The sequence below is a fragment of the Faecalibacter sp. genome, from assembly GCF_057177045.1.
On the sequence record NZ_CM169987.1, the window covers coordinates 2,083,422 to 2,107,399 of the forward strand.

At 30.0% G+C, this 23,978-nt stretch carries 26 protein-coding genes; 16 read left to right on the forward strand and 10 right to left on the reverse strand.

The window, feature by feature from the left end; genetic code table 11:
- Window positions 1-10: 10 nt before the first annotated feature.
- A complete protein-coding gene (locus AC1QSP_RS09745; RefSeq protein WP_484078529.1) occupies window positions 11-826 on the reverse strand; it encodes a glycogen/starch synthase in 816 nt (271 codons plus the stop codon).
- A 118-nt stretch (window positions 827-944) separates the two neighbouring features.
- On the opposite strand from AC1QSP_RS09745, the gene panC reads away from it, so the two are divergent.
- From panC to AC1QSP_RS09760, 3 genes are all read left to right on the forward strand, one after another.
- Window positions 945-1,787 carry a pantoate--beta-alanine ligase gene (gene panC / locus AC1QSP_RS09750; RefSeq protein ID WP_484078530.1) on the forward strand — a complete coding sequence of 281 codons (843 nt, stop codon included), beginning with the start codon at window positions 945-947 and terminating at the stop codon, window positions 1,785-1,787.
- A 70-nt stretch (window positions 1,788-1,857) separates the two neighbouring features.
- The gene (gene panD / locus AC1QSP_RS09755; protein WP_322971482.1) at window positions 1,858-2,205 is read left to right on the forward strand and encodes an aspartate 1-decarboxylase; all 348 of its coding nucleotides are present in this window, start codon (window positions 1,858-1,860) and stop codon (window positions 2,203-2,205) included.
- 14 nt (window positions 2,206-2,219) lie between these two features.
- A complete protein-coding gene (locus AC1QSP_RS09760; RefSeq protein ID WP_484078531.1) occupies window positions 2,220-3,245 on the forward strand; it encodes a lysylphosphatidylglycerol synthase transmembrane domain-containing protein in 1,026 nt (341 codons plus the stop codon).
- On the opposite strand, the gene AC1QSP_RS09765 is transcribed toward AC1QSP_RS09760, so the two are convergent.
- Window positions 3,229-4,008 carry a hypothetical protein gene (locus AC1QSP_RS09765; protein ID WP_484078532.1) on the reverse strand — a complete coding sequence of 260 codons (780 nt, stop codon included), beginning with the start codon at window positions 4,006-4,008 and terminating at the stop codon, window positions 3,229-3,231. The two genes, AC1QSP_RS09760 and AC1QSP_RS09765, sit on opposite strands and share 17 nt — an antisense overlap.
- Before the next feature lie 6 nt (window positions 4,009-4,014).
- On the reverse strand, window positions 4,015-4,716 hold the full coding sequence (locus AC1QSP_RS09770; RefSeq protein WP_484078533.1) for a hypothetical protein: 702 nt from the start codon (window positions 4,714-4,716) through the stop codon (window positions 4,015-4,017).
- Window positions 4,717-5,000: 284 nt separating this feature from the next.
- Between AC1QSP_RS09770 and radA the strand changes: the two genes are divergently transcribed.
- Together radA and AC1QSP_RS09780 are read left to right on the forward strand one after the other, a co-directional pair.
- Window positions 5,001-6,365, forward strand: a complete 1,365-nt coding sequence (radA, locus tag AC1QSP_RS09775) for a DNA repair protein RadA (protein ID WP_484078534.1) — start codon at window positions 5,001-5,003, stop codon at window positions 6,363-6,365.
- A gap of 2 nt (window positions 6,366-6,367) precedes the next feature.
- Window positions 6,368-6,907 carry an acyl carrier protein gene (locus AC1QSP_RS09780; protein ID WP_484078535.1) on the forward strand — a complete coding sequence of 180 codons (540 nt, stop codon included), beginning with the start codon at window positions 6,368-6,370 and terminating at the stop codon, window positions 6,905-6,907.
- 34 nt (window positions 6,908-6,941) lie between these two features.
- On the opposite strand, the gene AC1QSP_RS09785 is transcribed toward AC1QSP_RS09780, so the two are convergent.
- Together AC1QSP_RS09785 and AC1QSP_RS09790 are read right to left on the reverse strand one after the other, a co-directional pair.
- Window positions 6,942-8,630, reverse strand: coding sequence for an Ig-like domain-containing domain (locus tag AC1QSP_RS09785; protein ID WP_484078536.1), 1,689 nt, complete (start codon window positions 8,628-8,630; stop codon window positions 6,942-6,944).
- A gap of 28 nt (window positions 8,631-8,658) precedes the next feature.
- Window positions 8,659-9,324, reverse strand: coding sequence for a ComF family protein (locus AC1QSP_RS09790; RefSeq protein ID WP_484078537.1), 666 nt, complete (start codon window positions 9,322-9,324; stop codon window positions 8,659-8,661).
- Between the two features lie 41 nt (window positions 9,325-9,365).
- On the opposite strand from AC1QSP_RS09790, the gene queD reads away from it, so the two are divergent.
- Window positions 9,366-9,812, forward strand: coding sequence for a 6-carboxytetrahydropterin synthase QueD (gene queD, locus AC1QSP_RS09795; RefSeq protein WP_323674076.1), 447 nt, complete (start codon window positions 9,366-9,368; stop codon window positions 9,810-9,812).
- On the forward strand, window positions 9,788-10,615 hold the full coding sequence (locus AC1QSP_RS09800; protein WP_484078538.1) for a UDP-2,3-diacylglucosamine diphosphatase: 828 nt from the start codon (window positions 9,788-9,790) through the stop codon (window positions 10,613-10,615). Before queD ends, AC1QSP_RS09800 begins: the two co-directional genes overlap by 25 nt.
- On the opposite strand, the gene AC1QSP_RS09805 is transcribed toward AC1QSP_RS09800, so the two are convergent.
- Window positions 10,550-11,494: a DUF6427 family protein gene (locus AC1QSP_RS09805; protein ID WP_322971472.1), complete on the reverse strand. Its 945-nt coding sequence runs from the start codon at window positions 11,492-11,494 to the stop codon at window positions 10,550-10,552. The two genes, AC1QSP_RS09800 and AC1QSP_RS09805, sit on opposite strands and share 66 nt — an antisense overlap.
- Window positions 11,495-11,533: 39 nt before the next feature.
- Between AC1QSP_RS09805 and AC1QSP_RS09810 the strand changes: the two genes are divergently transcribed.
- Window positions 11,534-11,725, forward strand: coding sequence for a hypothetical protein (locus AC1QSP_RS09810; protein ID WP_484078539.1), 192 nt, complete (start codon window positions 11,534-11,536; stop codon window positions 11,723-11,725).
- 63 nt (window positions 11,726-11,788) lie between these two features.
- On the opposite strand, the gene AC1QSP_RS09815 is transcribed toward AC1QSP_RS09810, so the two are convergent.
- Window positions 11,789-13,165, reverse strand: coding sequence for an exopolysaccharide biosynthesis polyprenyl glycosylphosphotransferase (locus AC1QSP_RS09815; protein WP_484078540.1), 1,377 nt, complete (start codon window positions 13,163-13,165; stop codon window positions 11,789-11,791).
- A 90-nt stretch (window positions 13,166-13,255) separates the two neighbouring features.
- Here AC1QSP_RS09815 and AC1QSP_RS09820 point away from each other — a divergent pair, with 90 nt between their 5' ends.
- The 8 genes from AC1QSP_RS09820 to AC1QSP_RS09855 are packed head-to-tail and all read left to right on the forward strand — an operon-like array spanning window position 13,256 to window position 20,417.
- The gene (locus tag AC1QSP_RS09820; protein ID WP_484078541.1) at window positions 13,256-14,170 is read left to right on the forward strand and encodes a hypothetical protein; all 915 of its coding nucleotides are present in this window, start codon (window positions 13,256-13,258) and stop codon (window positions 14,168-14,170) included.
- Between the two features lie 14 nt (window positions 14,171-14,184).
- A complete protein-coding gene (locus tag AC1QSP_RS09825; protein WP_484078542.1) occupies window positions 14,185-14,709 on the forward strand; it encodes a hypothetical protein in 525 nt (174 codons plus the stop codon).
- Window positions 14,700-15,386: an MATE family efflux transporter gene (locus tag AC1QSP_RS09830; protein ID WP_484078543.1), complete on the forward strand. Its 687-nt coding sequence runs from the start codon at window positions 14,700-14,702 to the stop codon at window positions 15,384-15,386. Before AC1QSP_RS09825 ends, AC1QSP_RS09830 begins: the two co-directional genes overlap by 10 nt.
- Window positions 15,373-16,608, forward strand: coding sequence for a hypothetical protein (locus tag AC1QSP_RS09835; protein ID WP_484078544.1), 1,236 nt, complete (start codon window positions 15,373-15,375; stop codon window positions 16,606-16,608). Before AC1QSP_RS09830 ends, AC1QSP_RS09835 begins: the two co-directional genes overlap by 14 nt.
- Window positions 16,595-17,638, forward strand: coding sequence for a glycosyltransferase (locus AC1QSP_RS09840; protein ID WP_484078545.1), 1,044 nt, complete (start codon window positions 16,595-16,597; stop codon window positions 17,636-17,638). The genes AC1QSP_RS09835 and AC1QSP_RS09840 overlap by 14 nt, the downstream gene beginning before the upstream one ends.
- On the forward strand, window positions 17,631-18,488 hold the full coding sequence (locus AC1QSP_RS09845) for a hypothetical protein (RefSeq protein WP_484078546.1): 858 nt from the start codon (window positions 17,631-17,633) through the stop codon (window positions 18,486-18,488). The genes AC1QSP_RS09840 and AC1QSP_RS09845 overlap by 8 nt, the downstream gene beginning before the upstream one ends.
- Entirely contained in the window at window positions 18,485-19,696 is a 1,212-nt protein-coding gene (locus tag AC1QSP_RS09850; protein WP_484078547.1) for an O-antigen ligase family protein, read from the forward strand. Before AC1QSP_RS09845 ends, AC1QSP_RS09850 begins: the two co-directional genes overlap by 4 nt.
- A gap of 22 nt (window positions 19,697-19,718) precedes the next feature.
- On the forward strand, window positions 19,719-20,417 hold the full coding sequence (locus AC1QSP_RS09855) for a WecB/TagA/CpsF family glycosyltransferase (RefSeq protein WP_484078548.1): 699 nt from the start codon (window positions 19,719-19,721) through the stop codon (window positions 20,415-20,417).
- Window positions 20,418-20,421: 4 nt separating this feature from the next.
- Here the strand turns inward: AC1QSP_RS09855 and AC1QSP_RS09860 are convergent, their stop codons facing one another.
- The 3 genes from AC1QSP_RS09860 to wecB are packed head-to-tail and all read right to left on the reverse strand — an operon-like array spanning window position 20,422 to window position 23,871.
- Window positions 20,422-21,816 carry a glycosyltransferase family 39 protein gene (locus AC1QSP_RS09860; protein WP_484078549.1) on the reverse strand — a complete coding sequence of 465 codons (1,395 nt, stop codon included), beginning with the start codon at window positions 21,814-21,816 and terminating at the stop codon, window positions 20,422-20,424.
- Window positions 21,800-22,756 (reverse strand): glycosyltransferase family 2 protein, encoded by a 957-nt coding sequence (locus AC1QSP_RS09865; protein ID WP_484078550.1) that lies wholly within the window; start codon window positions 22,754-22,756, stop codon window positions 21,800-21,802. Before AC1QSP_RS09865 ends, AC1QSP_RS09860 begins: the two co-directional genes overlap by 17 nt.
- The gene (gene wecB / locus AC1QSP_RS09870; protein ID WP_484078551.1) at window positions 22,756-23,871 is read right to left on the reverse strand and encodes a non-hydrolyzing UDP-N-acetylglucosamine 2-epimerase; all 1,116 of its coding nucleotides are present in this window, start codon (window positions 23,869-23,871) and stop codon (window positions 22,756-22,758) included. Before wecB ends, AC1QSP_RS09865 begins: the two co-directional genes overlap by 1 nt.
- Window positions 23,872-23,978 lie beyond the last annotated feature (107 nt).

A 23,978-nucleotide genomic window follows, 5' to 3' on the forward strand; every position in this document is an offset into this window, starting at 1 on the left:
GTGGTATAAATTAATTTGAGTTCATCACTTCTTCGATGTAGAAATTATTATAAACCTCTTTTGCTTGGTCTTTATCATAATAATCTAACAACGAGATGTTTTGACTTTCGATGTATTCTTTTACATCTTGTGGAATAACCTCTTCTCCTTTTGCAACTGCATCTGCATATTGTAAAGACGCTTGAATCATTCCTAAGTGAGTCGGTTTTTCTAAATATTGTTTAATATCTCCTTCTACCTCATCAAACGTTAATTTTTCGACTAACTTTTGATCAAGCTCACCTTCAAAGCCATTATCAAAGATAGAAACTACAACTTTAGCATCGCTAAAAAATGGATCATCTGCGTAATATTTTTTCAAATAAACTGGTAATAAGCTTGACATCCAACCCATTACATGAACCACATCAGGTTTCCAATTTAATTTTTTAACCGTTTCTAAAACACCTTTTGCAAAGAAAATTGCACGTTCATCGTTATCAGAACATAAAACGCCATCCGTATCGGTATACACTTCTTTGCGTTTAAAATATTCCTCATTATCAATGAAATAAACTTGTAACCTTTCTCCTGGAACAGATGCTACTTTAATGATCAAAGGTTGATCTAAGTCATTAACAATCATATTCATTCCTGAAAGACGAATCACTTCGTGTAATTGATGTCTTCTTTCGTTAATCACACCAAATTTTGGCATAAAGATTCGTACATCAGCTCCATTACTTTGCATTACTTTTGGTAATTCTAATGCTTGTGATGACATCGGATTTTCAGGAAAATAAGGAGTCATTTCTGTTGTTACATATAATATGCGTTTTCCTTCCATAATATTTTATACTATTTTCCTAATGAATAAATAAGGCACAAAATTACAAAAAAATGTTGATATATTATTTGCTTATAGTAGCTTTGCCCTTATATTAGTTTATTTTAACATCATTTTTATGATTGTATTTACCGAAAAGGAAAAATTAACTCCTTTTATTCAGAATTTAAAAGACGAAGGTAAAACTATCGGATTTTTGCCTACTATGGGCGCATTGCACGAAGGTCACTTATCTTTAGCAAAAGCATCGATCCAGGAAAATGATTATACTGTAGTCAGCATATTCGTTAATCCTACACAATTCAATAACCTTGAAGATTTAGAAAAATATCCTCGAACGGAAGAAAAGGACATTGAATTATTAACTTCTATTGGAGTTGATTACGTTTATTTACCATCAGTCGCTGATCTATATACAGAAGGCGAAGTGGCTAAAAAATATGATTTTGGAGGAATCGAACATGTCATGGAAGGTGAATTCCGTCCTGGTCATTTCGATGGTGTTGCAACTGTCGTAGGGAAATTATTACGCGCCGTAAACCCAAATCGTGCCTATTTTGGTGAAAAGGATTTTCAACAAATTCGCATTGTACAAGAAATGGTCAAACAAGAGCAAATTGATGTTACCATTGTACCAATGCCAATTTTTCGTGCTGAAACAGGTTTAGCATTAAGTTCTCGTAACATGCGACTAACGCCTGAAAATTTAGAAGCTGCCCCTTTCATCTATCAAGTATTGAAAGAAGCCGTTGAACTAAAAAATCAAGGACAAACGCCTGCTGAAGTGAAAGCCTATGTTGAAGAATCATTTGCACAATCGCCATTCGAATTAGAGTATTTTGAAATTACAGACGAAGAAAAATTACAGCCTATTTCGACATTCAAATCGGATGTAAAAGCAAGAGGATTTGTAGTGGCTTATGCCGGAGATATTCGTTTGATAGACAATATTCAATTCTAAAAAATCAATAAAATATTCGTAATTTAGCCGAATAAAATTAAAGCGCTTTTTAAAGCAAAATTTTGCAAATATGATGATAGAAGTTTTTCACTCTAAAATCCATAGAGTAAAAGTAACAGATGCAAAACTTAACTACATTGGTAGTATCACAATTGATGAAGATTTAATTGATGCTGCAAATATGGTAGTGGGACAAAAAGTACAAATTGTCGTTCAAGAGAATGGTGAACGTTTCGAAACGTACATTATCAAAGGAAAACGTGGTAGTGGAGAAATCTGCTTAAATGGACCTGCAGCTCGTCGTGTACAAGTTGGTGATACTGTAATCATCATTACTTATGCCATGATGGATTACGAAGAGGCTAAAACGTATGAGCCTACTGTGGTATTCCCGAACGAAAATAATCGTTTAGATTAATTCCAATACAATTTATGAAGGGCAAATGGAAACAATCGCTCTTTCTAATCTTTGCTTCATTGTTAGCGGTATTTTTTATCGTTATAACAGTGAAGCAAATTGATTTTGGGAGAGTTCAAAACGCTTTAAAAGAAGCGAATTATTTTTGGATATTTGCCTCGATGGCTATTAGTATTTATTCGTATTGGCTTCGTGCCGCACGATGGAATTTACTTTTGCATCCCATGGGGTATCATACCCAAACCCAATCCGGATTTTGGGCCATTGCTTTTGCTTATTTCATGAACCTTACGATACCTCGCAGTGGAGAAGTTGCACGTGCTACATCCATGTACAAAATGGAAAAGGTTCCTTTTGAAAAATCATTTGGTACAATTGTATTAGAGCGTGTCATCGATTTAATGTTTTTAGGACTTGTATTTGGGTTAACGCTTCTTTTCAATTACGATACCCTAATGCAGTTTTTTGAATTAGGGAATCAAGCCCAAGCTAAAACGCCAATTAAAGAACCATCATACACCAAATTTTATGTGGTGGGTGCAAGTCTATTTGTTGGTGGAATCCTTATTCTTTCCTTTTGGAAAAAATTAATTCAAACTACCGTTTTCCAAAAAATCATTACATTTTTAAAAGGACTTTGGGAAGGTATTCTGTCCATTTCTAAACTTCAAAAAAGGGGACTTTTCGTCTTCTATTCTTTTGCCATATGGATCAGTTATTTTCTAATGACCTATCTGGTCTTTTATGCATTTCCTGATACAGCACATTTTGGAATCCCTGAAGGACTATTTCTTTTAATTGCTGGATCATTAGGCATGATATTACCCGTTTCTGGAGGATTGGCTTATCCGTATATTATGTCCATCGCATTTTCCGCTATTTACTTGGCAACTGGAGGTCTTCAAAGTGAAGGGCGAGCAATTGGAGATTATTTCGGATTAATCCTTTATATCGCTCAAGTAATTTCGATGATTTCTTTTGGATTAATTTCGATGGTGATGATTAGCCGAATTAGCTCGCGATCTAAGAAGGCTGTTTAGCAATCAATCGTAGAAATTCTGGTGCTGCTTGCTCATAATGCATTAACATTTCAGTAATTTTCTGTTGTTCAAACATTCCTCTGTGGTTGTATTTTTTAAAACAATATCCGATAAAATCGGTTACTCGCTTTTCTGGAATATTCAAATCATTGATGAAATAATTCTCCGTAAAATAAGATTTGATCTCATCAATCACTTCATAATTCATTTTTTGAGGTTGCTTAGGACTTTTGTCTTTAATAAACATTTTCGCAATTCCAATTAAATTGACTCCTCCAGTTTGAGCAATTGTATTACGAACTTTCTGGTCATTATGTTTAGTGGCCATTGCTTTTCGAAACTCATCCGTATCATAGCCCAAGGATTTTTTAAGCTTATACTCGTCTGTTTCGCTTTTCGCAAAATTATCTTTTAGATTTGGTTTTAACGGTCTTAAATTCGCTTCAGCTAAATTAATCATCTCCACATCCAGGTGTACATTAATATAACCTTTCTCGATTATGTTTTGACTGATTTTAATGGATCTTGTTTGGGTGAAATCACTTTTAAAAATTAGGACATCATCCAATTTAACTTGGATTTGAAAGCCTCCTTCCGAAGAAGTCACCACATGCTGATTTGATTTTTCATTGAAAACATGAATTCCCGAACGATTAAACTCTTCATCCACGTTATCAACAATTACATTTCCTACCAAATCAACACTTTGTGCATATACTCCACATGTTATCAACAACATTAGGAGTTGAATTATCTTAATCATTTCTTTCTATTTTTTATTGAGAAGGTCTAAGTAATTGCTGACATTCTCTTTTAAAATTTCTTCAATTTCTGTATAGCGCCCATTATCCACAAATTTTTTTAATTCATAATTGGTGTAACAATAACTTATATATTCAGAAATTTTATGCGCTGGAATTTTTAAATAATCGGTAAAAAAACTCTCCTCGAAATAAGACTTTATTTTATCCTTTTCATTTAATCTTTTCATTGCTGCATAAGTTCTTTTTGCTTTTTTTGTCGATCCATTAATTATACCAATTAAACTACTAATGGGACCATATCCTCCACTCACCTGAGACGTATAGGTCGGATCGATTTTCATGTATTGAAGATTAGGATCCAATCCCAAACTTTTATACAACTGATCCTTTGAAGTATCCGAGGTATGGATATTATCCTTAAAATTTTTCTTCAACGGATTCAGATTCGCTTCTGCTAATTCTATTACTTCTAAATCCAAATGCACATTAAGGTAACCTTTGGATAAAATGGATGATGTTATTTTAATACTTCTCTGCGTCGTATAGCTGCTACTAAATTGTAATACATCACCTTCTCTAACCTTTATAGAAAACACCCCCAAATCATTGGCTTTGGTTTTCGCTAATGATGTTATATTTTCTATAACAATAGTATTTAGATTTAGTGGTTCATCCACATTATCTATTTCCACCTTTCCTGTAATCATGATAGGTTGTGCATAAGTCAAAAGACTTATCATTGAAAAAAAAGTCAGAAGTAGAGTTTTATTCATAGTAGTGTGTCAATTTGATTTAAAAGTAATCGAGAATTGAACAGAATTTTAACATTTAACGCAACTTTATCGTAAAGCTCTAAAATGTTAATAACTGAAATTAAATTTTAACTAAACCATCTATTGATGTAAATTATTTTAAGATTTTAACGCTTTACAACACCTTATTTTGTCGCGGTGAATGATTAAATTTGAATGTTAATTAAAACTCATTTCCAATGGCTAAAACAAAAACGACCTATTATTGTCAAAATTGCGGAACACAAACCTCCCAATGGATGGGACAATGTAAAAGTTGTGGGGAATGGAATACCATTGTAGAAGAAATTATAGACAAAGGCGAAGAGAAAAAAACGTGGAAAGAAAAAGGTTCTAAAACGGAAAAAACATTTGCCTTAAACATACGTGAAGTTAATCCTTTAGGCGAAATCCGAATCTCAACGAAGAATCAAGAATTAGATCGTGTTTTAGGTGGCGGAATTGTTCCTGGCTCAGTGATCCTTGTTGGTGGAGAACCTGGTGTTGGAAAATCAACGTTGATGCTACAAGTCGCTTTAAAATTAGACACCATCAAAATTTTATATGTATCTGGTGAGGAATCGGTATCTCAAGTCAAACTACGTGCAGAGCGAATCGGAATTGAATCAGATCAATGTTTTGTATTACCCGAAACCAATACCCAGAAAATCTTTGCACACGCCAAAGAAATTCAACCTCAACTCATTGTTGTAGATTCAGTACAAACTTTACAGACACCACACGTCGAATCTTCTCCTGGAAGTATTTCACAAATTCGTGAAACGACTTTTGAATTGATTCAATACGCCAAAGAAACGAATACACCGATCATCTTGATTGGGCATATTACCAAAGAAGGTGTGATTGCTGGTCCTAAAATTTTAGAACATATGGTGGATGTTGTCTTACAATTTGAAGGAGATCGCAACCATATTTACCGAATTCTTAGGGCAAACAAAAACCGTTTTGGTTCGACAGCCGAAATCGGAATTTACGAAATGCAAGGTGCAGGATTACGCGAAGTGACTAATCCGTCTGAAGTTTTAATTACAAAGAAAGATGAATTATTAAGTGGAAATGCGATTGCCGCCACTTTAGAAGGAGTTCGCCCCATGTTAATTGAAATCCAAGCCTTGGTTTCCACTGCAGTTTATGGTACACCACAACGTACGGCAACGGGTTTTGATTCAAAACGCCTGAATATGTTATTGGCCGTTTTAGAAAAACGTGCGGGATTCCGATTGAACATGAAAGATGTTTTCTTGAACATTACAGGTGGAATCCGTGTGGATGATCCTGCGATTGATTTAGCGATTTGTGCCGCTATTCTATCTTCCAACGAAGATTCTGCAGTTCCAGATAATTGTTGTTTTGCGGGCGAAGTAGGTTTAAGTGGAGAAATTAGGGCTGTAAATCGTGTGGAACAACGTATTATTGAAGCTGAAAAGTTAGGATTTGATGTCATCTTTGTATCCAAATACAATAAAATAAAAGATACCGATCATGGCATTAAAATTATTCGTGTATCGAAAGTGGAGGATATTTACCGCACTTTATTCCAATAAATATGGGATTGGATACGGTTGAATTAATCATCACCATCGAAAAGTATTTTGATATTTATTTCAAAGATGATGATATCAGGAATATTTCTGAAGTAGGAGAAATCGCAGATTTAGTCGCCGATTATTTGTTGATAACTAATAATGATCAAACGGAATTCAACGTAGTGTTTTCCTTATTAAAAAGTCATTGGAATTCTGATGTAAAACTTTATGAATTAGTCAATAGATATTTACTCCTAGATAACATTTCTACTTTCGAAAGTACTTTAGATTTACAAATACCTCAACACTCTAGTAAACGTTTTGCGAAGCTTAAAAAGATATTCAATTATTATTTATTTGAGTGGAATCAATTGACCATTGAACAATTTATTAACGCTATCATTATCGCCAATAAAGATCAATTTTTTACGCAAAAGATTTCTAAAACGCGTTACGGCATTTATATTGAAATATCCCGAATTATTCACCGTCATTTAGGTGCACCAATCTATGATATTCAACCTTCAAGTTCGATTACGAAAGATCTTCGAATTGATTAAATATAAAAAGCGAGCTATTTAGCTCGCTTTCTTGTTATTTTTTAGTTGGATCTTGCTCTTCTTTCACTTCTTTTTCAATCGGTACTGTAAATTCACTTTCCTTACCAATGATCCATGTTTCATCCGAATCCCACATCGCTCGAATCAGAATTTTATCCGGATAAATGTACACAGGCTCTGGTTGAATTTGATCTAAAACATTTCCTGAATCCCATGCCCCATTATTGTTGGAATCAATTAACACACGTAAATAATATTCGCCTGGTGTTAAGTTAGGAAACTCAAATTCACGCGAGGTACCTGTTCGTTCTTGTACCACTTTATACGTTTGATTTTTCTGAATCAATTGCAAGAAAATTGGTGCTTCTGGTAAGTTTTGAAGGCGAACCTTTAAATTCCCAAAATCTTCTCGCTGACCTGTTTTAAATTGATAAACCAACGTATCGTTTGGTGTGTTGAAAATATCTTTAAAAGCATTAGGATACGCATTGATTTCAAAATTCTCACCTAAATTCTTCTCAAATAAGAATTCAACAATTTGTTTATCTTTTTCATTAATACGTACATCAAACGGAATTTGAACTGTATCCTTAAATACGTTTATTAAGGATTTATCAATAGATGCAATAGGCGCTGAACCAGCTATTTCAAAAGGGCTTGTTGGTGCTAATTTTAAATTGCTGATCGTTTTAAAATTAAACTCGTACTCTTTTACTGGATTTGAATATAATACTGTTGCTTTATCTACTTTATCGCCGTGTTTAACTTCGAATGAAATACGTTCAGACTTATTGGTAAAACCTTCCGTTTTTGGATTAAACCAAAAGTTGATTGAATCATTTGCTGGATGCGCATCAATTACTGCTGTTGGAAATTCACGTTCCAAAATGGATACTGTCACAGGTTGTGTTGCCCCTTCTGTACGAAAGACAATGTGCCCATATCCTTTTTGCTCTGCTTTTGAAAAACGGTAATTGGGTTTTTGTTTGAATAATTTTAAATCTACTGAAGCATTTCCCTTTAAATCAATGATTTCATTATGAAAAGCTACTTTCTCTTTTGCTGGATCAAACTTTGTATTTTCAATCACATCTTCAAAAGCAATAATTTTATATTTCCCTTGGCTTAAATACTTTAAATCAAAATTCCCATTTTCATCCGCACGGGAAATGTAATAGGGTTTTGATTTTAAAATGACACTATCGTTATATTCTTCCGTGATTTTATATAACCCGACTAATGTTTTCTTGGGTAACTCGAAATCAAATCCTGGAGAAATTCGACCTTTTACATTTAATGAATCGATATAGCTCCCTGTTGAAAAAACATAAGAAAAGTTCGATAACTTATTCCCTTCATTATAATCTTGAATAGCATCTCCAAAATTTATATTGTATGTGGTATTGGGCTGTAAGGGTTCTTGTAGTTTAATTTTTAATTCTTTTGCTGCCATCGACAATGGTGTCACCACCGGAGCTTTTTCAAATGGTGGTGAGATGACTACATTTTTATTGTACTCTTTTAACTGAATATATTCATTAAAGTCGATGCGAATTTCTTTAACGTTTGGATCAACGTTAACAGCCATTGTATCAGGAAAAGAAGCTACCATTACAGGAGGATCAATATCCTTTGGACCTCCACTTGGTGACCCTTTACGAGCACAAGAATTAAGCGAAAAAATACCTGCCATTAACAGGCTTGCAACTACAAGTTTCTTCATGCACGCAAGTTAAGAAAAAAGCGTTGGATTATGCACATGCGATTGTGATGACACTGACTTTAACACCATTGTTTGCATTGAATGGTACAATCGCTTGACTTAAAGTAGCGCCTGTAGTAATCAAATCATCCACGATAATGTAATGCCCTTTTATTTCTGGATTCATCAACTGAAAGGCATTATTCAAGGATTGAATACGATCCCTTTTATTCTTGAATACTTGAGAAGAATTGAACCGATTCCGAATCAAAATTTGATCGAGATAGGGCAAGCTGTGAATTTCGGCTAATTTCTTTGTAAAATCAGCCACTTGATTATACCCTCTTTGTTTTAATCGTTTTGGATGTAATGGAACTGGAATAATCCCATCATATCCTGATAAATCGATATTAACTTTTGCTGCCAGTAATGCTCCAATCTCTGGACGAGCTTTATACTTCATTTCATGCAATAAGGACTGCGTTACATTTCGTTTTGAGAAATGGAGTAAACTATAAGCGGCTTCTACCCTACAATATTGATATAATTGTCTGAAAGCTTTATTGTTCTGATTTAATTCCCAATGGGTATAAGGTAAATGTGTACTGCATGGAACACACAATATTTGCGTAGACGCAATAACATCGCTGCAATGGATACACCGCATGGGAAAAAATAAATCAATCAAAGAATTTACGATTGTTCTGATTTCCATTACCTTTGCAGATTAAAGCATTAATCATAAATTTAATGAATATCGTAAGACTTACAAAGACATTTAACTTTGAAACGGCTCATGCCCTACATGGTTATGATGGAAAATGTAAAAACATACATGGGCACTCTTACAAATTGTTTGTAACAGTGAAAGGAAAACCTTCTGAAGACGTTGGCGACGTGAAATTGGGTATGGTGATGGATTTTGGAGATTTAAAAAAGATTGTAAACGAAGAAGTTGTTGATATTTTTGATCATGCGATTTTATTAAATCAAAATTCACCTCACAAACATTTAGGAGACCACTTGATCAAAGAAGGTCATCGCGTCATCTTTACTGATTATCAACCATCGTGTGAGAACATGATGTTATGGATGGTGGATCGCATTAAAAATCGCTTACCAGAGCACATCGAATTAGTCAAATTAAAACTTCACGAAACTGAAAATTCTTACGGAGAATGGTTAGCGGAGGACAACCAATAAACATCCAATTAGCTGAAGGAAAAAAAGCTTATTTTTCATCGGATCATCATTTTGGTGCACCGAATGAAGAAGCAAGTTTAGTGCGCGAAAAAAAATTTGTACAATGGCTAGATGAAATTAAAGAAGACTGTGGTGTTCTATTTCTTCTTGGAGATTTGTTTGATTTTTGGTTCGAGTACAAACATGTTGTTCCCAAAGGTTTTGTTCGCGTTTTAGGTAAATTAGCTGAAATTGCTGATCGTGGAATTCCAATTTACTTTTATGTTGGAAACCATGATTTATGGATGAAGGATTATTTAGAAGAACAGATTGGAGCCATCATATTTAGAGATAAACAAGACTTTGTCATCAACGGAAAAGAATTTTTTATCGTTCATGGTGATGGTAAAGGTCCAGGAGACAAGGGCTATAAACGCATGAAGAAAGTCTTTACCAATAAAGTGTGTCAATTCTTATTTTATCTTTTGCATCCCGATTTAGCCATGTGGCTTGGAATTACTGCTTCTCGCAAGAATAAAATGATTTCTGGAGATGAAGATGTTCATTTCTTAGGCGTAGATAACGAATGGTTAATCCAATATACCGAACGTCAATTGGATCGTAAACATTATGATTTCTTTGTGTATGGCCACCGCCATTTGCCTATGGAAATTGACATAAAAAAATCCAAACACTTTAATTTAGGTGATTGGATTAATTATTTTACATATGGTGTGTTTGATGGAGAAAACTTTGAATTAAAGACTTACCTCCGTGATCAAACTGTAGATTCTCGGAATTCGATCATAAAAGTTATAAAATAACATACAAATTAAATAAGTCCACAAAATGGTTTCTTTTAGCCAATTTAAGTGGGCTTTTTTATTGGTAAAATATTTCGAGAAGATGATCATAAATAAAAAAGCAAAGAAACTAAGTTGTATAATTTGTGATCCCCCGAAGAGAGCTGATGTCACGATTAATGCCAATAGCATAATATTTAGCAACAAGAATACTCGTTTAATCTGAACAGATTCTTTGTTAATTGTTCTGACATAATTGATAAATGCTACAACAGCCAAAAGGACAATCGGAATAAGAAAAATTTGTTTGATATCTAAACGGAAGTAATCCAACATTAACGCTTCACGATAGTAATCAATTAAAAATTCAAAATCCAATAAATAGCTGATTTGTATAAAAACTAAAATCGGTACTAAAAGTCCTAAAATTGAAAGAATAAAAATAGATGAATCTATTGCTCGTAACGATAGAAAATACCCTAAGATTACAATTCCTAATATAAATAAAGGAGGATGTAAAAGAATAGCAAACCCTAGAAATACCCCAATATCAAATGCCTCGTATTTTTCGGTATTATCTGATTCAAAGTAAATTAATTTGGTTGTAATATAGGTCACTAAAAGTAAACTTCCCGCAATTTTATAGTCCGTTAATGTCAAAATGGATGGCATTAATGAAAGCATATAAAACCATGTCGTGTACGAATTTTTCGAAATCAATTCGTTTTGATGATCGACATATCCTACATATGCAATGGAAAGAATCGTTAGGCCTACCCCAACAAATTCTAATTTGCTCAAATAAATACTGTTAAAATTCGTAGCTCCGAGCACGAAAAACAGAAAAATGATAAAAATTTGTATAAAAAAATTTCTTTTCGCGAGTAGATTAACTAACATTTTTATAACTTTGATGCAAATTAAGCAATAAACTAGGATATGGGATTAATAACTGATTTATTTTTTGCACTAAGCGCATTTTTTAAATGGGCCTTTGAAACTCTATTGGTACCAGTTGGTTATTGGGCTGGATGGTTCTTTACTGCAGTAGGTTTCGGTTTAATGTGTTGGTGGTTATACAAATTAACACAGTTTGGTAGCGAAAACGAAAAAGATTATACAGGTTGGTAAGATATCAGCTTATATTATAATAATTAAAACCTTAGAATCAACTTCTAAGGTTTTTTTTTGCGATTAAATAGCGTTTTCATCCCCTTTAAAAATCAAAACAATCGTTTGATATATAATTTGAATATCTAATAAGAGCGACCAATTTCGAACATAAAAAATATCAGTGATTATACGATCTTCCATGTCCTTATCACAATTTATAGCACCTCTATAGCCTTTTACTTGAGCAAGCCCAGTAATACCCGGTTTTACGTAATTTCTTATATTATACTTTTCAATAATTTCACTGTAATGCACATCTTGAGATATCATATGGGGACGTGGACCTACAATAGACATATCCCCTTTTAAGACATTAAGGAATTGAGGTAATTCATCCAAACTAGTTTTGCGTAAAAAATGACCAACTTTAGTTACTCGAGAATCATTTACGACGGTAGCTTTTATAGAATTAGTTCCATCATTACGCATCGTACGAAATTTATAACAATCGAATTCTTCACCACTTAAACCTCTCCTTTTTTGTTTAAATATAACTGGACCTCTAGAATCTAGCTTTATTAATATGGCAACAATTGGGAATAACCAGCTTAAAATAAATACACACACACAGAATGAAAAAATAATGTCAAATAAAGATTTAATAATCTGATTGAAGATATAATCCAACGGATATTTCTTAATACTATAAATGGGTAAAGTATCTATATAGCTAATACTGAATTCTAACACCTTCTCTTCAAAGGTATAGGGTATATAATTTATCTCAATGTGATTTCGTTGAGCTATATCATAAAATTCTTTATAAATGGAATTATAATTTAGCCCGTTTTGAGCAAAATAAATTATATTAATTTTATTATTTTTAAAATATTGGTGAATATCAATTTTATTAAAATCATTATCATTAAAGGTTCTTAGAATATTAATACCTAAATCTTTTCTTCTATTCACAATTTTTAAAAAACGATCGATATTATTATTATTTCCAATTATTACAGCATTTGAAGTATATTTCCCCTTTTGGAAATAATATTTTAAAAGATAAAAAGAAATAAGCTTTATTAATAATATAAATATAAAAGTAGTCAGCAGATAAAGGATCGATAAATTGGATGATAATAAATCTTCACTTTTTAAACTTGAAATAGTAAAGAAAAATAATGAAAAGGGTACAAAGATTTTCAATAAGACTCCCAATTGTTTATATAGTTTAAAGTTTTTAATAGATAAATAATTAAAACTATTCACTAATAATAACCAAAAACTAGAAATAAGAATAATCGCTTTATAATGTGAACTTATAATTTCATTATAAGTAGGAATAATATATTTTATATTTACTAAATAGTGAAATCTTAGAAATAAGATTAGCAAGGTAACAATTAGGATTGTATCAATTGCGACTTCAAATTGATTGAATCTTTTTCTTACAGACATTAATTATTTATTATAGAGTTTTTAAGGCTTTTAATTTAAATTTTTCCTATCAAAATTTAAATATATTTGTATCAAATATATTCAACAAAAATGGACTTAAAAAACAATCACTCTGAAGAAATAAATATTAGTGAATTATTTAAAGCATTTATTAAATCAATCGATAGATTTGGATATTATGTTTATAAATTTATTCAATTCATTTTTGCTAAAAAATTTATAATCCTAAGTTTATTGGTATTAGGAGCAAGTTTAGGCTATGGAATTGACTATTATTCTAAAGGAAGTAATTTCAAGCATGAGTTGATTGTAACTCCAAATGTAGATAGTCAATCATTTTTATATAAAGAAATAAACGCTTTAAAATTTAAGGAAAATTCAGCCATAAAATCTGTTGAAATAGAACCCATTATAGACATATTTAATTTTATGTCTGAAAATGCAAATAACTTAGAAATTGCAAAATTTTTAGCAGACAACAATGTAAAATTAGTCAAACATACTAAGGGTAATGAAACAGAGCAAGTTTATCCTTATCATCTAATTCGATTTTATAGTAAAAATTATATTAAAGGAGAAAAAGAAATTGATAGTATTCTTAAACAATTGAATAATGAAACCTATTTCACCGAACGTTTATTATTAAACCAAAAATTTTTAAAATCAAAGATTCAAGAAAATAAGATTTCAATAAAAAATATTAATAACTTATTTGAAAAATTAGGAACAAATCAACCTTCTACAAATAGCAATGTAAATATTGAGGTATTCACTGAAATTAACAAATTGATTGAAAACAAACAATATTTACTTGAGGAAAACAAAAAATTGGACAAGCAACTAATTGAAAGTAAAAATGTAATTTTTAAACTCGCAGATTTAAAATCTAATAAAGAAACGACAAATCAGAATTTTAAATTAATATTACCTATTGCATTATTATTCGGATATTTCTTATGTGTTGGTATGAACAAATTTATTAATAAGTATAAGCAATACTCATAAATGATTCTTTAATTATGATTAATACATTCATAAATAAAAATTATCTCATTTATGGGGCATCTATAATAATTAGCAGAGGATTAGAATTTTTAATCCTCTTTTTTGCTGCTTATACAATGACTAAACACGAGTATGGTGAATTTGAATATTACAAAAAATTAATAGAAACATTTTCTATTGGTTTAGCATTTGGTTTTCCAAGTTTGATAATGAGTTATACCAGAAGCAATCGAAACAAAGATTATTTTTATATCCTTTCTGTTTCCGTTGTATTATTAATTGGAATATTCAGTTTTATTCTTTCTAATTTTTTTAATTATCAAGCTTTATTAATTCCTATTATTTTTTACGCTTTATTTTTTACAGGTAGCATTACTCAAAATTATATCATCGTTAAGTTGGGTTCAGAATTAGCTTCATATTATAAGATAATTGTTTCCCTTTTTTTTATGTTGCAGTATTTTGTTGCATTTATTTATTTGGGATTAAAGAGCAATCATTTATATATGCATCTTATTTTATACTCCCTGTGTTTATAGTTTACTTTTTATATACATTAAAAAAAATAAATCTAGAAGCACGAATTTTAAATAAGTATTTTAAGCTTTTTAAAAAACTTATTTATGGCTCAATTACAATGGTTATCAGTGACTTTGCAAATATATTATTCTTATACACCGATATATTTATCATAAAATTATTATCACAAGATCCTAATTTAGAACTTGCCAATTTTAGTTTTGCTTTAAATATCGCTGCTATAATGTTAATTATACCTACAACTATATTACAAGTAAATATTGAAAATTTAAAACATTCTCCATTACTAACTACTCAAAAATTAGATCGCCAAATCAGCATTATCATTATAGGTATCTCGCTGCTACTTATCATTTTTTACAAAGCATTAACTACATTAATCTATGTGGATTATCAAGACACATTCTTAATTTTTGTACTAATAATATTCGCTAAAATATTCCAAAGTTTATCCAACTTATTTGGAACAAATCTTCTAATCCAAAAGCGATATAATCTTAATCTTTACATCAATATATTGTCATTGATTATAAATGTGTTACTATGTTATTTCTTTTATAAAAATTGGGGATTATATGGCATCATAAGTAGTAGTATTATTTCATTAGGAGGTCGTTATTTTATTTTGAGATATTTAAATTATAAATACTTTAAGAAACATCATGCCAAAGTTTAATCAAAAATTTTTCAAAAGTATATTTATAATTATACCATTCTTACTTATTTATGTAGGGACTGCGTTTCAAAATACAAATGCATCATTATCAAGCATCATTAAGATGGCTGGTTTTGCTTACATGATTGTTTATATCATCATAAACAACAAGTTAAATGTTAGTTTATTTCTAGCTACATTATGTTTTATGCCCTTTGTTATTTATGGAGTACTTAACTCATTTAATATCAAAGCAGGTTTAAGTGATGGTATTCGCTATTTCTTCCCCATAATAACATTGTATTATGGTTATTCTATCCGTCATCATTTGCCTTTAATCATAAAATTTGTTATTGCCTTTGTATTAATCAATTTTTTTGTTCAAATTATAAATTATATAAATTGGATAAGAGGAATTGATCAATGGTTCTATTATGAAACATCAGATGGATTAAGATACTATAATGAATCTGCTGGAATAATGCGTGCCACCGGTACTGTAGTATTCTTTGGTTTTTTTGGTTTTTTTAATTTGATCTCCTTATTTTTAATTAAAGAATATTATTCAGGTAAGTTTAAAAATATATTTATTGCAATCTGTTTATTAGGAATTATACTTAGCCTTTCTTATAAAACTATTGGAGTATTTTTAGTAATACTATGTTTCTATTATTATAAAACATTTATAAAATTATCTCCACTTATTGGAATGGGCATTTTTGCTGTGTATGTAAGTTTTCCGAAATTAATAAATGATATTATAAAAGAAATTGTCAATCGTTTTACAGTATATATTTCTGAAGGAACTTCGATGCGAGCAGAATCTTACCGCGTGATGTTTCATGAAATTAAAAACTTCAACTTATTAGGAAAAGGAATTGGTATGTTTGGTGGACCCGCTTCTATATCCTATAATTCTCCATATTATCAAGAAGTCTATTTTTATTGGTTTGACACTGCCTGGCTAGAGCTTCCCACGACCGATACTTATCCTCCACATGCATTTGTAGAATTAGGAATAATAGGAGCATCCCTCTATTTTTTCTTATTACTTATTCCTTTATTTAGAAAGAAATTTGATAAAAACTATGCGATTGCTATAATAATTTATTTTGCTTTATTTTTTGATATGTTGTTTTCATTTTCATTAAATAATCTAGAATTTTTAATGTATTCATTAGTCTTTATTTATCCCATACTTTATACTACTCAAAGAAATAACATCACCTATGTCGAAGCATAAAAAAATACTTTTTTTCGGGAATATCCCTCATAAAGCCTCAAGTAATTCTATTGGTGGAGCAACAGTTTTAGCCTTAGAAATGCTTCAATTCCTTAAAAAAAATCAGATGGAAATTAATCATTATGATATCCGAAAGATATGGATTCCTAAAGTACATATACTTGAACATTTTCTTTGGATAATAAGATTTCCTTTTATTTTGGTAAAAAAAGATATTGTAAGCTTTCATACCACATGGGATTTTAATTTTACGGTAGGACCTATCCTTTGGATATGGGCTAAACTCTTCAATAAAAGAATTATTTATCATTTCTTTGGTGGTGATTTTCATACCCATTTTCAAGCTTTACCTTCTATCATTCAAAAAATATATTTAAATACTATTTTGAAATCGGATGTCATATTTTTCGAAACGCAACAATGTATTAATTATTTCGAGAATTTAGGAGTGAAGAATATTGAATGGCTTCCAAATGCAAGAGAAAAACAAATCGATGCGTTGGATAATAGAGTGTATTCTAAAAAATTTGTTTTTATTTCTCGTGTAATTAAAGAAAAAGGGGTAGAAGAAATTATACAAGCAGCAAAACTACTAGATCCGTCATATACTTTTGATGTATATGGCCCAATCGATCAACGGTATTTTGATCCAAAAGAATTTGAAAAGAGTAATGTCAATTATAAAGGAGAATTACAACCACATGAAGTTGATCGTGTCTTAAAAGAATATGACTTTCTTTTACTTCCTACCTATTTTTCAGGAGAAGGTTATCCAGGTATTATCATTGAAGCATTAGCCTTTGGAATACCTTCTATAACCACTGATTGGATTTCTATTCCTGAAATTATTCAGCAGGATTACAATGGGTATCTAATCCCCCCTAAAAATGCCCTAGAATTGAAAAATACCATTCAAAAAATAGATGACCCAACATTTCAAAAGATTCGTAAAAATGCTTTTGATAGTTTTAAAAACTTTGATAAGAATATCGTTTTTAAAAAATTAATCCAAGCGTATCATAATGATTAAAAATAATAAATGCTTCTATTTATTCTTAGGAGTACTCATTCTAATATTTGGACTATATCATTTTTCTCAACTAAATCGATCATTTTATCAATTACAATATGATTGGAAGAGTAAATCTGTATTAAAAGATTATCCCATTGATGAATTTATTGAGATAACACCTTACTTTATAAAAATTAAATCCAATTATTTTTTAGCTGACAATCAATATACCTATCAAATCATAGGTAAAAAAGATTACTATTTTAGATTTGCATTTTCAGAACAACACAACGATACAATAATTTTACAAGATATCTCTTGGATAATTGATTCTCCAACCGAAGAAATTTTAGAAAAAAAAATAATTCAACTTGACCTTCCTCTTAAACAACAGATCAACGATCCTAAGGTTGCAATAATAGGTGATCATTTGATTTATGAAAATGAAGCCAAATACTTAAGAAAAGAGATTAAGGAAACTATTGATGTTCATTTTTTAGGAAATCAAAAAGATGTTTTCAATACTTCATTTAGCAATATTGAAAATGAGAATACCAATATACCTGATGAAGCTGAATATGTCGTTTTATTCAGCAAAATATATCCAGAACAATTTTATATTAAACTCAATCAATTTTTATCAAATTCGAATAAAAAACTTATCATCATAAAAAAGCCTAGCGCATTATATGGACATCAATCCGATTTTAAATTAGATAAAATCAGACCTCAACAAAAAATTATCCTAATTGATTGTAACGACATTTTCGAAAAGAATAAAGAGGTCTATTATTTCGGGGATAATAAGTATTTAACTTTTGAAGCTTATAAAAAAATAGCTCAATTAATCTCTAAAGAAATCAAATGAATAACTCCATTAAAAATATTATCTTTTATTGCATTTTAGGTTTATTCATAACGTCTTTTGTAATTCCTTCCTATAGTTTCAATACTCAATGTTTGATTGGAATGGCTCTATATTCTTTATTAATAAAAGATAATTTAAGGACTAAAATCTTATATTTTAAAAAACAGAAATTTAATATTCTAATTATTGGTATTCCTTTTCTCCTAGCTTTATGTGGTTTAATATACTCTAACGATAAAGAAAATGGATTAAAGATTGTCGTGAATCTGTTACCTTTCGTCCTTATTCCATTCAGCCTATTACTTATACGATTAAAACCAACAATTTTAGATTATTGTTTAAAAGTACTTACTTTTTCTACTGTCTTCTATTGTATTTTAGTCATGGGATATGTCTCTTCTCTTTATTTTAATCAACTTGGAGATTATTTTTATTACGAGAATTACGGTCTTTTCTTTGGCAAGCATACGACTTATAGTGCACTTTTCATTGCATTATCTATCAGTTATTTGTTATATGAATTAAGATATAAAAAAGATAAAGTCAAAAATTTTGTATATCCATTATTAGTAGGATTTCTATGTTTGCAAATCTATTTTTTAAGTGTTCGAATTGCAATGATTAGTATATTTATTAATACCATTTTCCTCACTTTAACATTAAAAAATAAAATAAAATATTTTGTTGTAGTTGGTCTAACATTGTTAAGTTATCTTGTATTTAATCTGCCGAATTTCAAAAAAAGATTCTTGCCCAGTATGACTGAAGCTGGAGAAATGAATGGTCTTTCATTTAGAGAAGAACATTGGTTGTCAGTAGTTGAAACCATAAAAAACAATAATATATTTTTTGGAAAAGGGACAGGTTCTGATCGTACATTTTTAATTGAACAATATCAAATTAGAAAGTTAACATCTGCGTATTTGGAAGAATATAATGCTCATAATCAATTTTTAGAAATAATGTTAGATTACGGTATTATAGGATTAATTTCCTTTATATTTCTTCTTATATATTTATATTATTATCAAATTAAGAAAAGAAAAATTGTATCTCTTTTAATGCTTAATATTTTTATCATTTTCTTTATAACTGAATCTCTTTTGGTCCGTCAGAGTGGTATCATGATATTTGCATTAATATTAACATTAATCACTTACGAAACTTTTTATAAACCTTTATACATTGAAAAAAATAAAACTCTTTAACACATATATTGATAATTTATCAATGACAGAGACATTAGCTAAAGTAGAAAATGCAATTCTTAACAAAGAACAAATCGTATATGCTGATGTTAATGCAGACAAAATCGTTACTTTACAGCATGATAAACTTATCCAAGATTATTTTAAAGATGCTACCATTGTAAATGCTGATGGACAAGCTGTGATTTGGTCGGCCAAATTATTTGGACATAATTTAAAGGAAAGAGTTACAGGTGTAGATTTAATGCAGAAATTAGTAGAACTTTCAGCCATCAAAGGATATAGCATATATTTTCTTGGTGCAAAGGAAGAAGTAGTATCTACATTAATTCATAAATACCAATCCCAATTTGGAAATCAAATCATTGCCGGTTACAGAAATGGTTATTTTACTGAACAACAAGAGCGTGATATAATAGACGATATTAAGAGAAGTAAAGCTAATTTATTATTTGTTGCCATAACTTCTCCTAAAAAAGAACAGTTTTTACACAAATACAAGAAAGATTTAAAAGAAATAAACTTTGTAATGGGTGTAGGAGGAAGTTTTGATGTCCACGCCGGATTTATACAGCGCGCACCAGTATGGATGCAAAAGTCAGGTTTAGAGTGGTTATATAGAGTTTATCAAGAACCTAAACGAATGTGGAAAAGATACCTAGTAAGCAATACCAAGTTTATTCTATTGTTATTTAAAACATATTTTCAAGAAAAAAAGTAAGGGTCTATTTGACCCTTACTTTTTTATATAGAAATTGAAACATTTCAAACATTCCATATCCTGAGATTATTATAAACAAAGGATATAATTCGTAGCGGTAACGGCTTTGGATTTCAATCAAAAAATATACTCCGATGAATAGACCTAACAGAATTGGAATCATCAAAACATGTTGTCTAGAAATGGATTTGATAAGACTAAATGATGCATAGCTGCCAAGGAATAGTATAACCACCCACATGTAATTGGTAACTTTTAGTAGTTGATCATTATACCAATCCGCCCAATAAAAGGACGAATCACTAGAAGACCACATGATTCTAAATTTTTCTTCAAATAATTCTAATACCTTTAACTTATCTTCTGTTCTTATTTTTATTAATTCTTTGGAATAGTTTTCAAATGTTGTATCATAAGTATTAAATAATAAATTTGAATCTTCTTCCGAATATCCCCCTTTACTATCGTAATTAAAACCCACTAGAAATTTATAATTTGATGATGCATTATGATATAAAGAATGTTCCGAATAATTTCCCTTTAATAAAATAACGCTTGTAATGATTAATACTAAATGGTAGGATGAGAACAATTTAATATTCTTTATTATCAGTGATTTAATCGAATTAAAATTAAATCGATTATTAGAAATGAACTGAATCAATAACATTAATACTATTCCTAATAAAAATAATGTTCCAATTGGTCTAAAAATCTGCGCAAAACCTAACATTAACCCAACCCATATCAATTCTTTTTTTGATAAATAAAAATAAATGCCAAGTAGTAAGAAAAATATCGAGATGGTTTGGTTGGTCAAAATTCCTGAATAAACTATAAATGGTGGAAATACAATCGCTATAATTGCAGAGAATAGCCCTATTTTTTGATTAAAAAGCTTTCGCGATATATTGTAAATTAAAACGACTATACCTGAACTTAACAAAACATTGACAAACTGAAGAACAAATTGATTATCAAATATTCTCAATATAAATGCTTCATATAAAGTAAATGGAATATTATAATTCCATAATTTAAAATAGACGTCATTTTTTATAGGTTCTAGATTGCCATTACTTATCGCATATGCAGTTTCGTAAAGTAATTTAAAATCTGAAATGGGCTGTATATCTACATTTAATATAAAGAGAAAACGTAAAAAAAATGCGCTTAAAAATAGACCTAACGAAGCTAATTGATTTGAAAAATTTAATCTATAAATTCCTAAATAAACTAAGATAAATACACCAATACAAACGATTAATTTTAAAAATTTTATAATAAAAATATTGTTAATTTCTGAAATATAATCAAATGATTTCAATCCCATAAAACATAATAAACAACCAAAAATTATAAGGATAGCCGTTGCTCCTAAATCATATAGCTTCTTCATTGGATATATTTTTTAATTTTTCAACTCCATATCGAGGTCTATTCTTGCTTTGTATGTATATTTTACCAATATACTCTCCTATTAATCCTAAAGATAAGGTTTGTACTCCTCCGAAGAATATAATTAAAACGATAATCGATGTCCAACCCGTAATAGTATTTCCTAAAAGTAATTGTACTAAAGCCCAAACACATAAAATTAGAGATACAACAATCGAAAATATCCCTAAGTTTAATACGAGTTTTATCGGCTTATCTGAAAATGATGTAATTCCTTCCCATGCGAAGGATAACATTTTTTTTAAAGGATATTTACTTTCTCCTAATAATCGTTCTTTTCGTTTATAAAAAATTTTACTTTGTTGAAATCCTATCAATGGGAATATTCCTCTTAAGAAAAGATGAGATTCTTTAAACGCTAAAAATTCTAATAGCACTCTATTATTAATTAAGCGATAATCAGCATGATTGTAATGGATATTAACCCCCATTTTTATCATTAAAGTGTAAAATATTTCTGCAGTTTTACGCTTAAAATAAGTATCTGTAGTACGTTCTTCTCTTACTCCATAAACAATATCATATCCCTTAAGATATTCCTCAATCATATCTGATAAAGAATTGATATCATCTTGTAAATCCACATCCATAGTAATGTATGCATCAAATTGATTCTTTAAAGTTTCTAATCCTGCTAATAAAGTAAATTGATGACCAACATTACGAGCTAATTTTATTCCTATGATGTTTTCTTCTTTAAAACTTTCTATAATTTCCCAAGTTTGATCCTTACTTCCATCATCCACAAAACAAATTTTGCTGTCCCATGAAATTAAATTTTTATGTTTTAGTTCATCAAACTTATTTACGATTTCATTTTTTGTTTGATATAAAATTTCTTCTTCATTATAACAAGGAAAAATGATTACAATTTTTTTCATTATTCAAACTCTTTTAAAAAACGGATAATTCTTTTTACAGCTTCACCATCTCCATAAGGATTATGCGCATTGCTCATCTTTTGATATAATGAATTATCATCAATTAATTTTTGAACTTCTGTTACAATTTTTTGTGTGTTAGATCCAACTAATTTTACTGTTCCTGCTTCTACTGCTTCTGGTCTTTCAGTTTCATTTCTAACTACCAGTACTGGTTTTCCTAAACTTGGTGCTTCTTCTTGTACACCACCACTATCCGTTACTATAATTTTAGATTGGTTCATCAACCAAATGAAATTTGGATAATTTAAAGGTTCAATTAATAATATGTTATCGATACCTTCTAGATGTTCATGAACAATATTTAAAATTTTAGGATTTAAATGGACTGGAAATATAAATTGGTAATTGGTATTATTTCGTGCTAAAGTATTAATGGCTTTACAAACGTTTAATATCCCTTCACCATGGTTTTCTCTACGATGACAAGTAATCAATACAATTTCTTTGTCAGCGATTAACTTTGATTTTAATTCACTTATAATTTCTTTATGGTTATTCACTTTTTCTATACCATAGAATAAAGCATCAATTACTGTATTTCCAGTTACAACAATTTTATTTTCCTGAATATTTTCCTTTAATAAGTTCTGTTTAGACGATTCTGTAGGAGCAAAATGATAATTCGATAAAACAGAAGTTATTCTTCGATTCGCTTCTTCTGGAAATGGATTTCTTAAATCTGAAGTTCTTAACCCCGCCTCAATATGACAGATTTTTGCACCATGATAAAAAGAGGATAGACTTGCAGCCATAGTGGTAGAAGTATCACCATGCACAAAGACATAATCTGGATTATAATCTTCTAAAACTTCTTTCATACGATGAATAATCTTCTCCGTAATACTATAAAGTGTTTGACTTTCAGTCATGATATTTAATCGATAGTCACATTCTAATTCAAAAAAATCTAATACTTGATCTAACATTTCTTTATGCTGTCCTGTATTACATATTTTCACATCGAAATATTGATCTTCTTTCAGTGCTTTGATAAGAGGAGCTACCTTTATTGCTTCAGGACGAGTCCCAAAAACAATTAAAACTTTTTTCATTATTAATATAGTACTTTAAATTAGAGTAAAGATAGAAACATTGTAATTAGAACCTAAGAGTAAAATCAAATTTTATAATTTCATCATCTAATTTATTCCGTAAATTT

Bases quoted from the DNA above. Each gene is read 5' to 3' on its own strand.
- AC1QSP_RS09745 (WP_484078529.1), bottom strand. From the start codon at position 826: ATGGAAGGAAAACGCATATTATATGTAACAACAGAAATGACTCCTTAT.
- panC (WP_484078530.1), top strand. From the start codon at position 945: ATGATTGTATTTACCGAAAAGGAAAAATTAACTCCTTTTATTCAGAAT.
- panD (WP_322971482.1), top strand. From the start codon at position 1,858: ATGATGATAGAAGTTTTTCACTCTAAAATCCATAGAGTAAAAGTAACA.
- AC1QSP_RS09760 (WP_484078531.1), top strand. From the start codon at position 2,220: ATGAAGGGCAAATGGAAACAATCGCTCTTTCTAATCTTTGCTTCATTG.
- AC1QSP_RS09765 (WP_484078532.1), bottom strand. From the start codon at position 4,008: ATGATTAAGATAATTCAACTCCTAATGTTGTTGATAACATGTGGAGTA.
- AC1QSP_RS09770 (WP_484078533.1), bottom strand. From the start codon at position 4,716: ATGATTACAGGAAAGGTGGAAATAGATAATGTGGATGAACCACTAAAT.
- radA (WP_484078534.1), top strand. From the start codon at position 5,001: ATGGCTAAAACAAAAACGACCTATTATTGTCAAAATTGCGGAACACAA.
- AC1QSP_RS09780 (WP_484078535.1), top strand. From the start codon at position 6,368: ATGGGATTGGATACGGTTGAATTAATCATCACCATCGAAAAGTATTTT.
- AC1QSP_RS09785 (WP_484078536.1), bottom strand. From the start codon at position 8,630: ATGAAGAAACTTGTAGTTGCAAGCCTGTTAATGGCAGGTATTTTTTCG.
- AC1QSP_RS09790 (WP_484078537.1), bottom strand. From the start codon at position 9,324: ATGGAAATCAGAACAATCGTAAATTCTTTGATTGATTTATTTTTTCCC.
- AC1QSP_RS09800 (WP_484078538.1), top strand. From the start codon at position 9,788: ATGGTTAGCGGAGGACAACCAATAAACATCCAATTAGCTGAAGGAAAA.
- AC1QSP_RS09805 (WP_322971472.1), bottom strand. From the start codon at position 11,494: ATGTTAGTTAATCTACTCGCGAAAAGAAATTTTTTTATACAAATTTTT.
- AC1QSP_RS09810 (WP_484078539.1), top strand. From the start codon at position 11,534: ATGGGATTAATAACTGATTTATTTTTTGCACTAAGCGCATTTTTTAAA.
- AC1QSP_RS09815 (WP_484078540.1), bottom strand. From the start codon at position 13,165: ATGTCTGTAAGAAAAAGATTCAATCAATTTGAAGTCGCAATTGATACA.
- AC1QSP_RS09820 (WP_484078541.1), top strand. From the start codon at position 13,256: ATGGACTTAAAAAACAATCACTCTGAAGAAATAAATATTAGTGAATTA.
- AC1QSP_RS09825 (WP_484078542.1), top strand. From the start codon at position 14,185: ATGATTAATACATTCATAAATAAAAATTATCTCATTTATGGGGCATCT.
- AC1QSP_RS09835 (WP_484078544.1), top strand. From the start codon at position 15,373: ATGCCAAAGTTTAATCAAAAATTTTTCAAAAGTATATTTATAATTATA.
- AC1QSP_RS09840 (WP_484078545.1), top strand. From the start codon at position 16,595: ATGTCGAAGCATAAAAAAATACTTTTTTTCGGGAATATCCCTCATAAA.
- AC1QSP_RS09845 (WP_484078546.1), top strand. From the start codon at position 17,631: ATGATTAAAAATAATAAATGCTTCTATTTATTCTTAGGAGTACTCATT.
- AC1QSP_RS09850 (WP_484078547.1), top strand. From the start codon at position 18,485: ATGAATAACTCCATTAAAAATATTATCTTTTATTGCATTTTAGGTTTA.
- AC1QSP_RS09855 (WP_484078548.1), top strand. From the start codon at position 19,719: ATGACAGAGACATTAGCTAAAGTAGAAAATGCAATTCTTAACAAAGAA.
- AC1QSP_RS09860 (WP_484078549.1), bottom strand. From the start codon at position 21,816: ATGAAGAAGCTATATGATTTAGGAGCAACGGCTATCCTTATAATTTTT.
- AC1QSP_RS09865 (WP_484078550.1), bottom strand. From the start codon at position 22,756: ATGAAAAAAATTGTAATCATTTTTCCTTGTTATAATGAAGAAGAAATT.
- wecB (WP_484078551.1), bottom strand. From the start codon at position 23,871: ATGAAAAAAGTTTTAATTGTTTTTGGGACTCGTCCTGAAGCAATAAAG.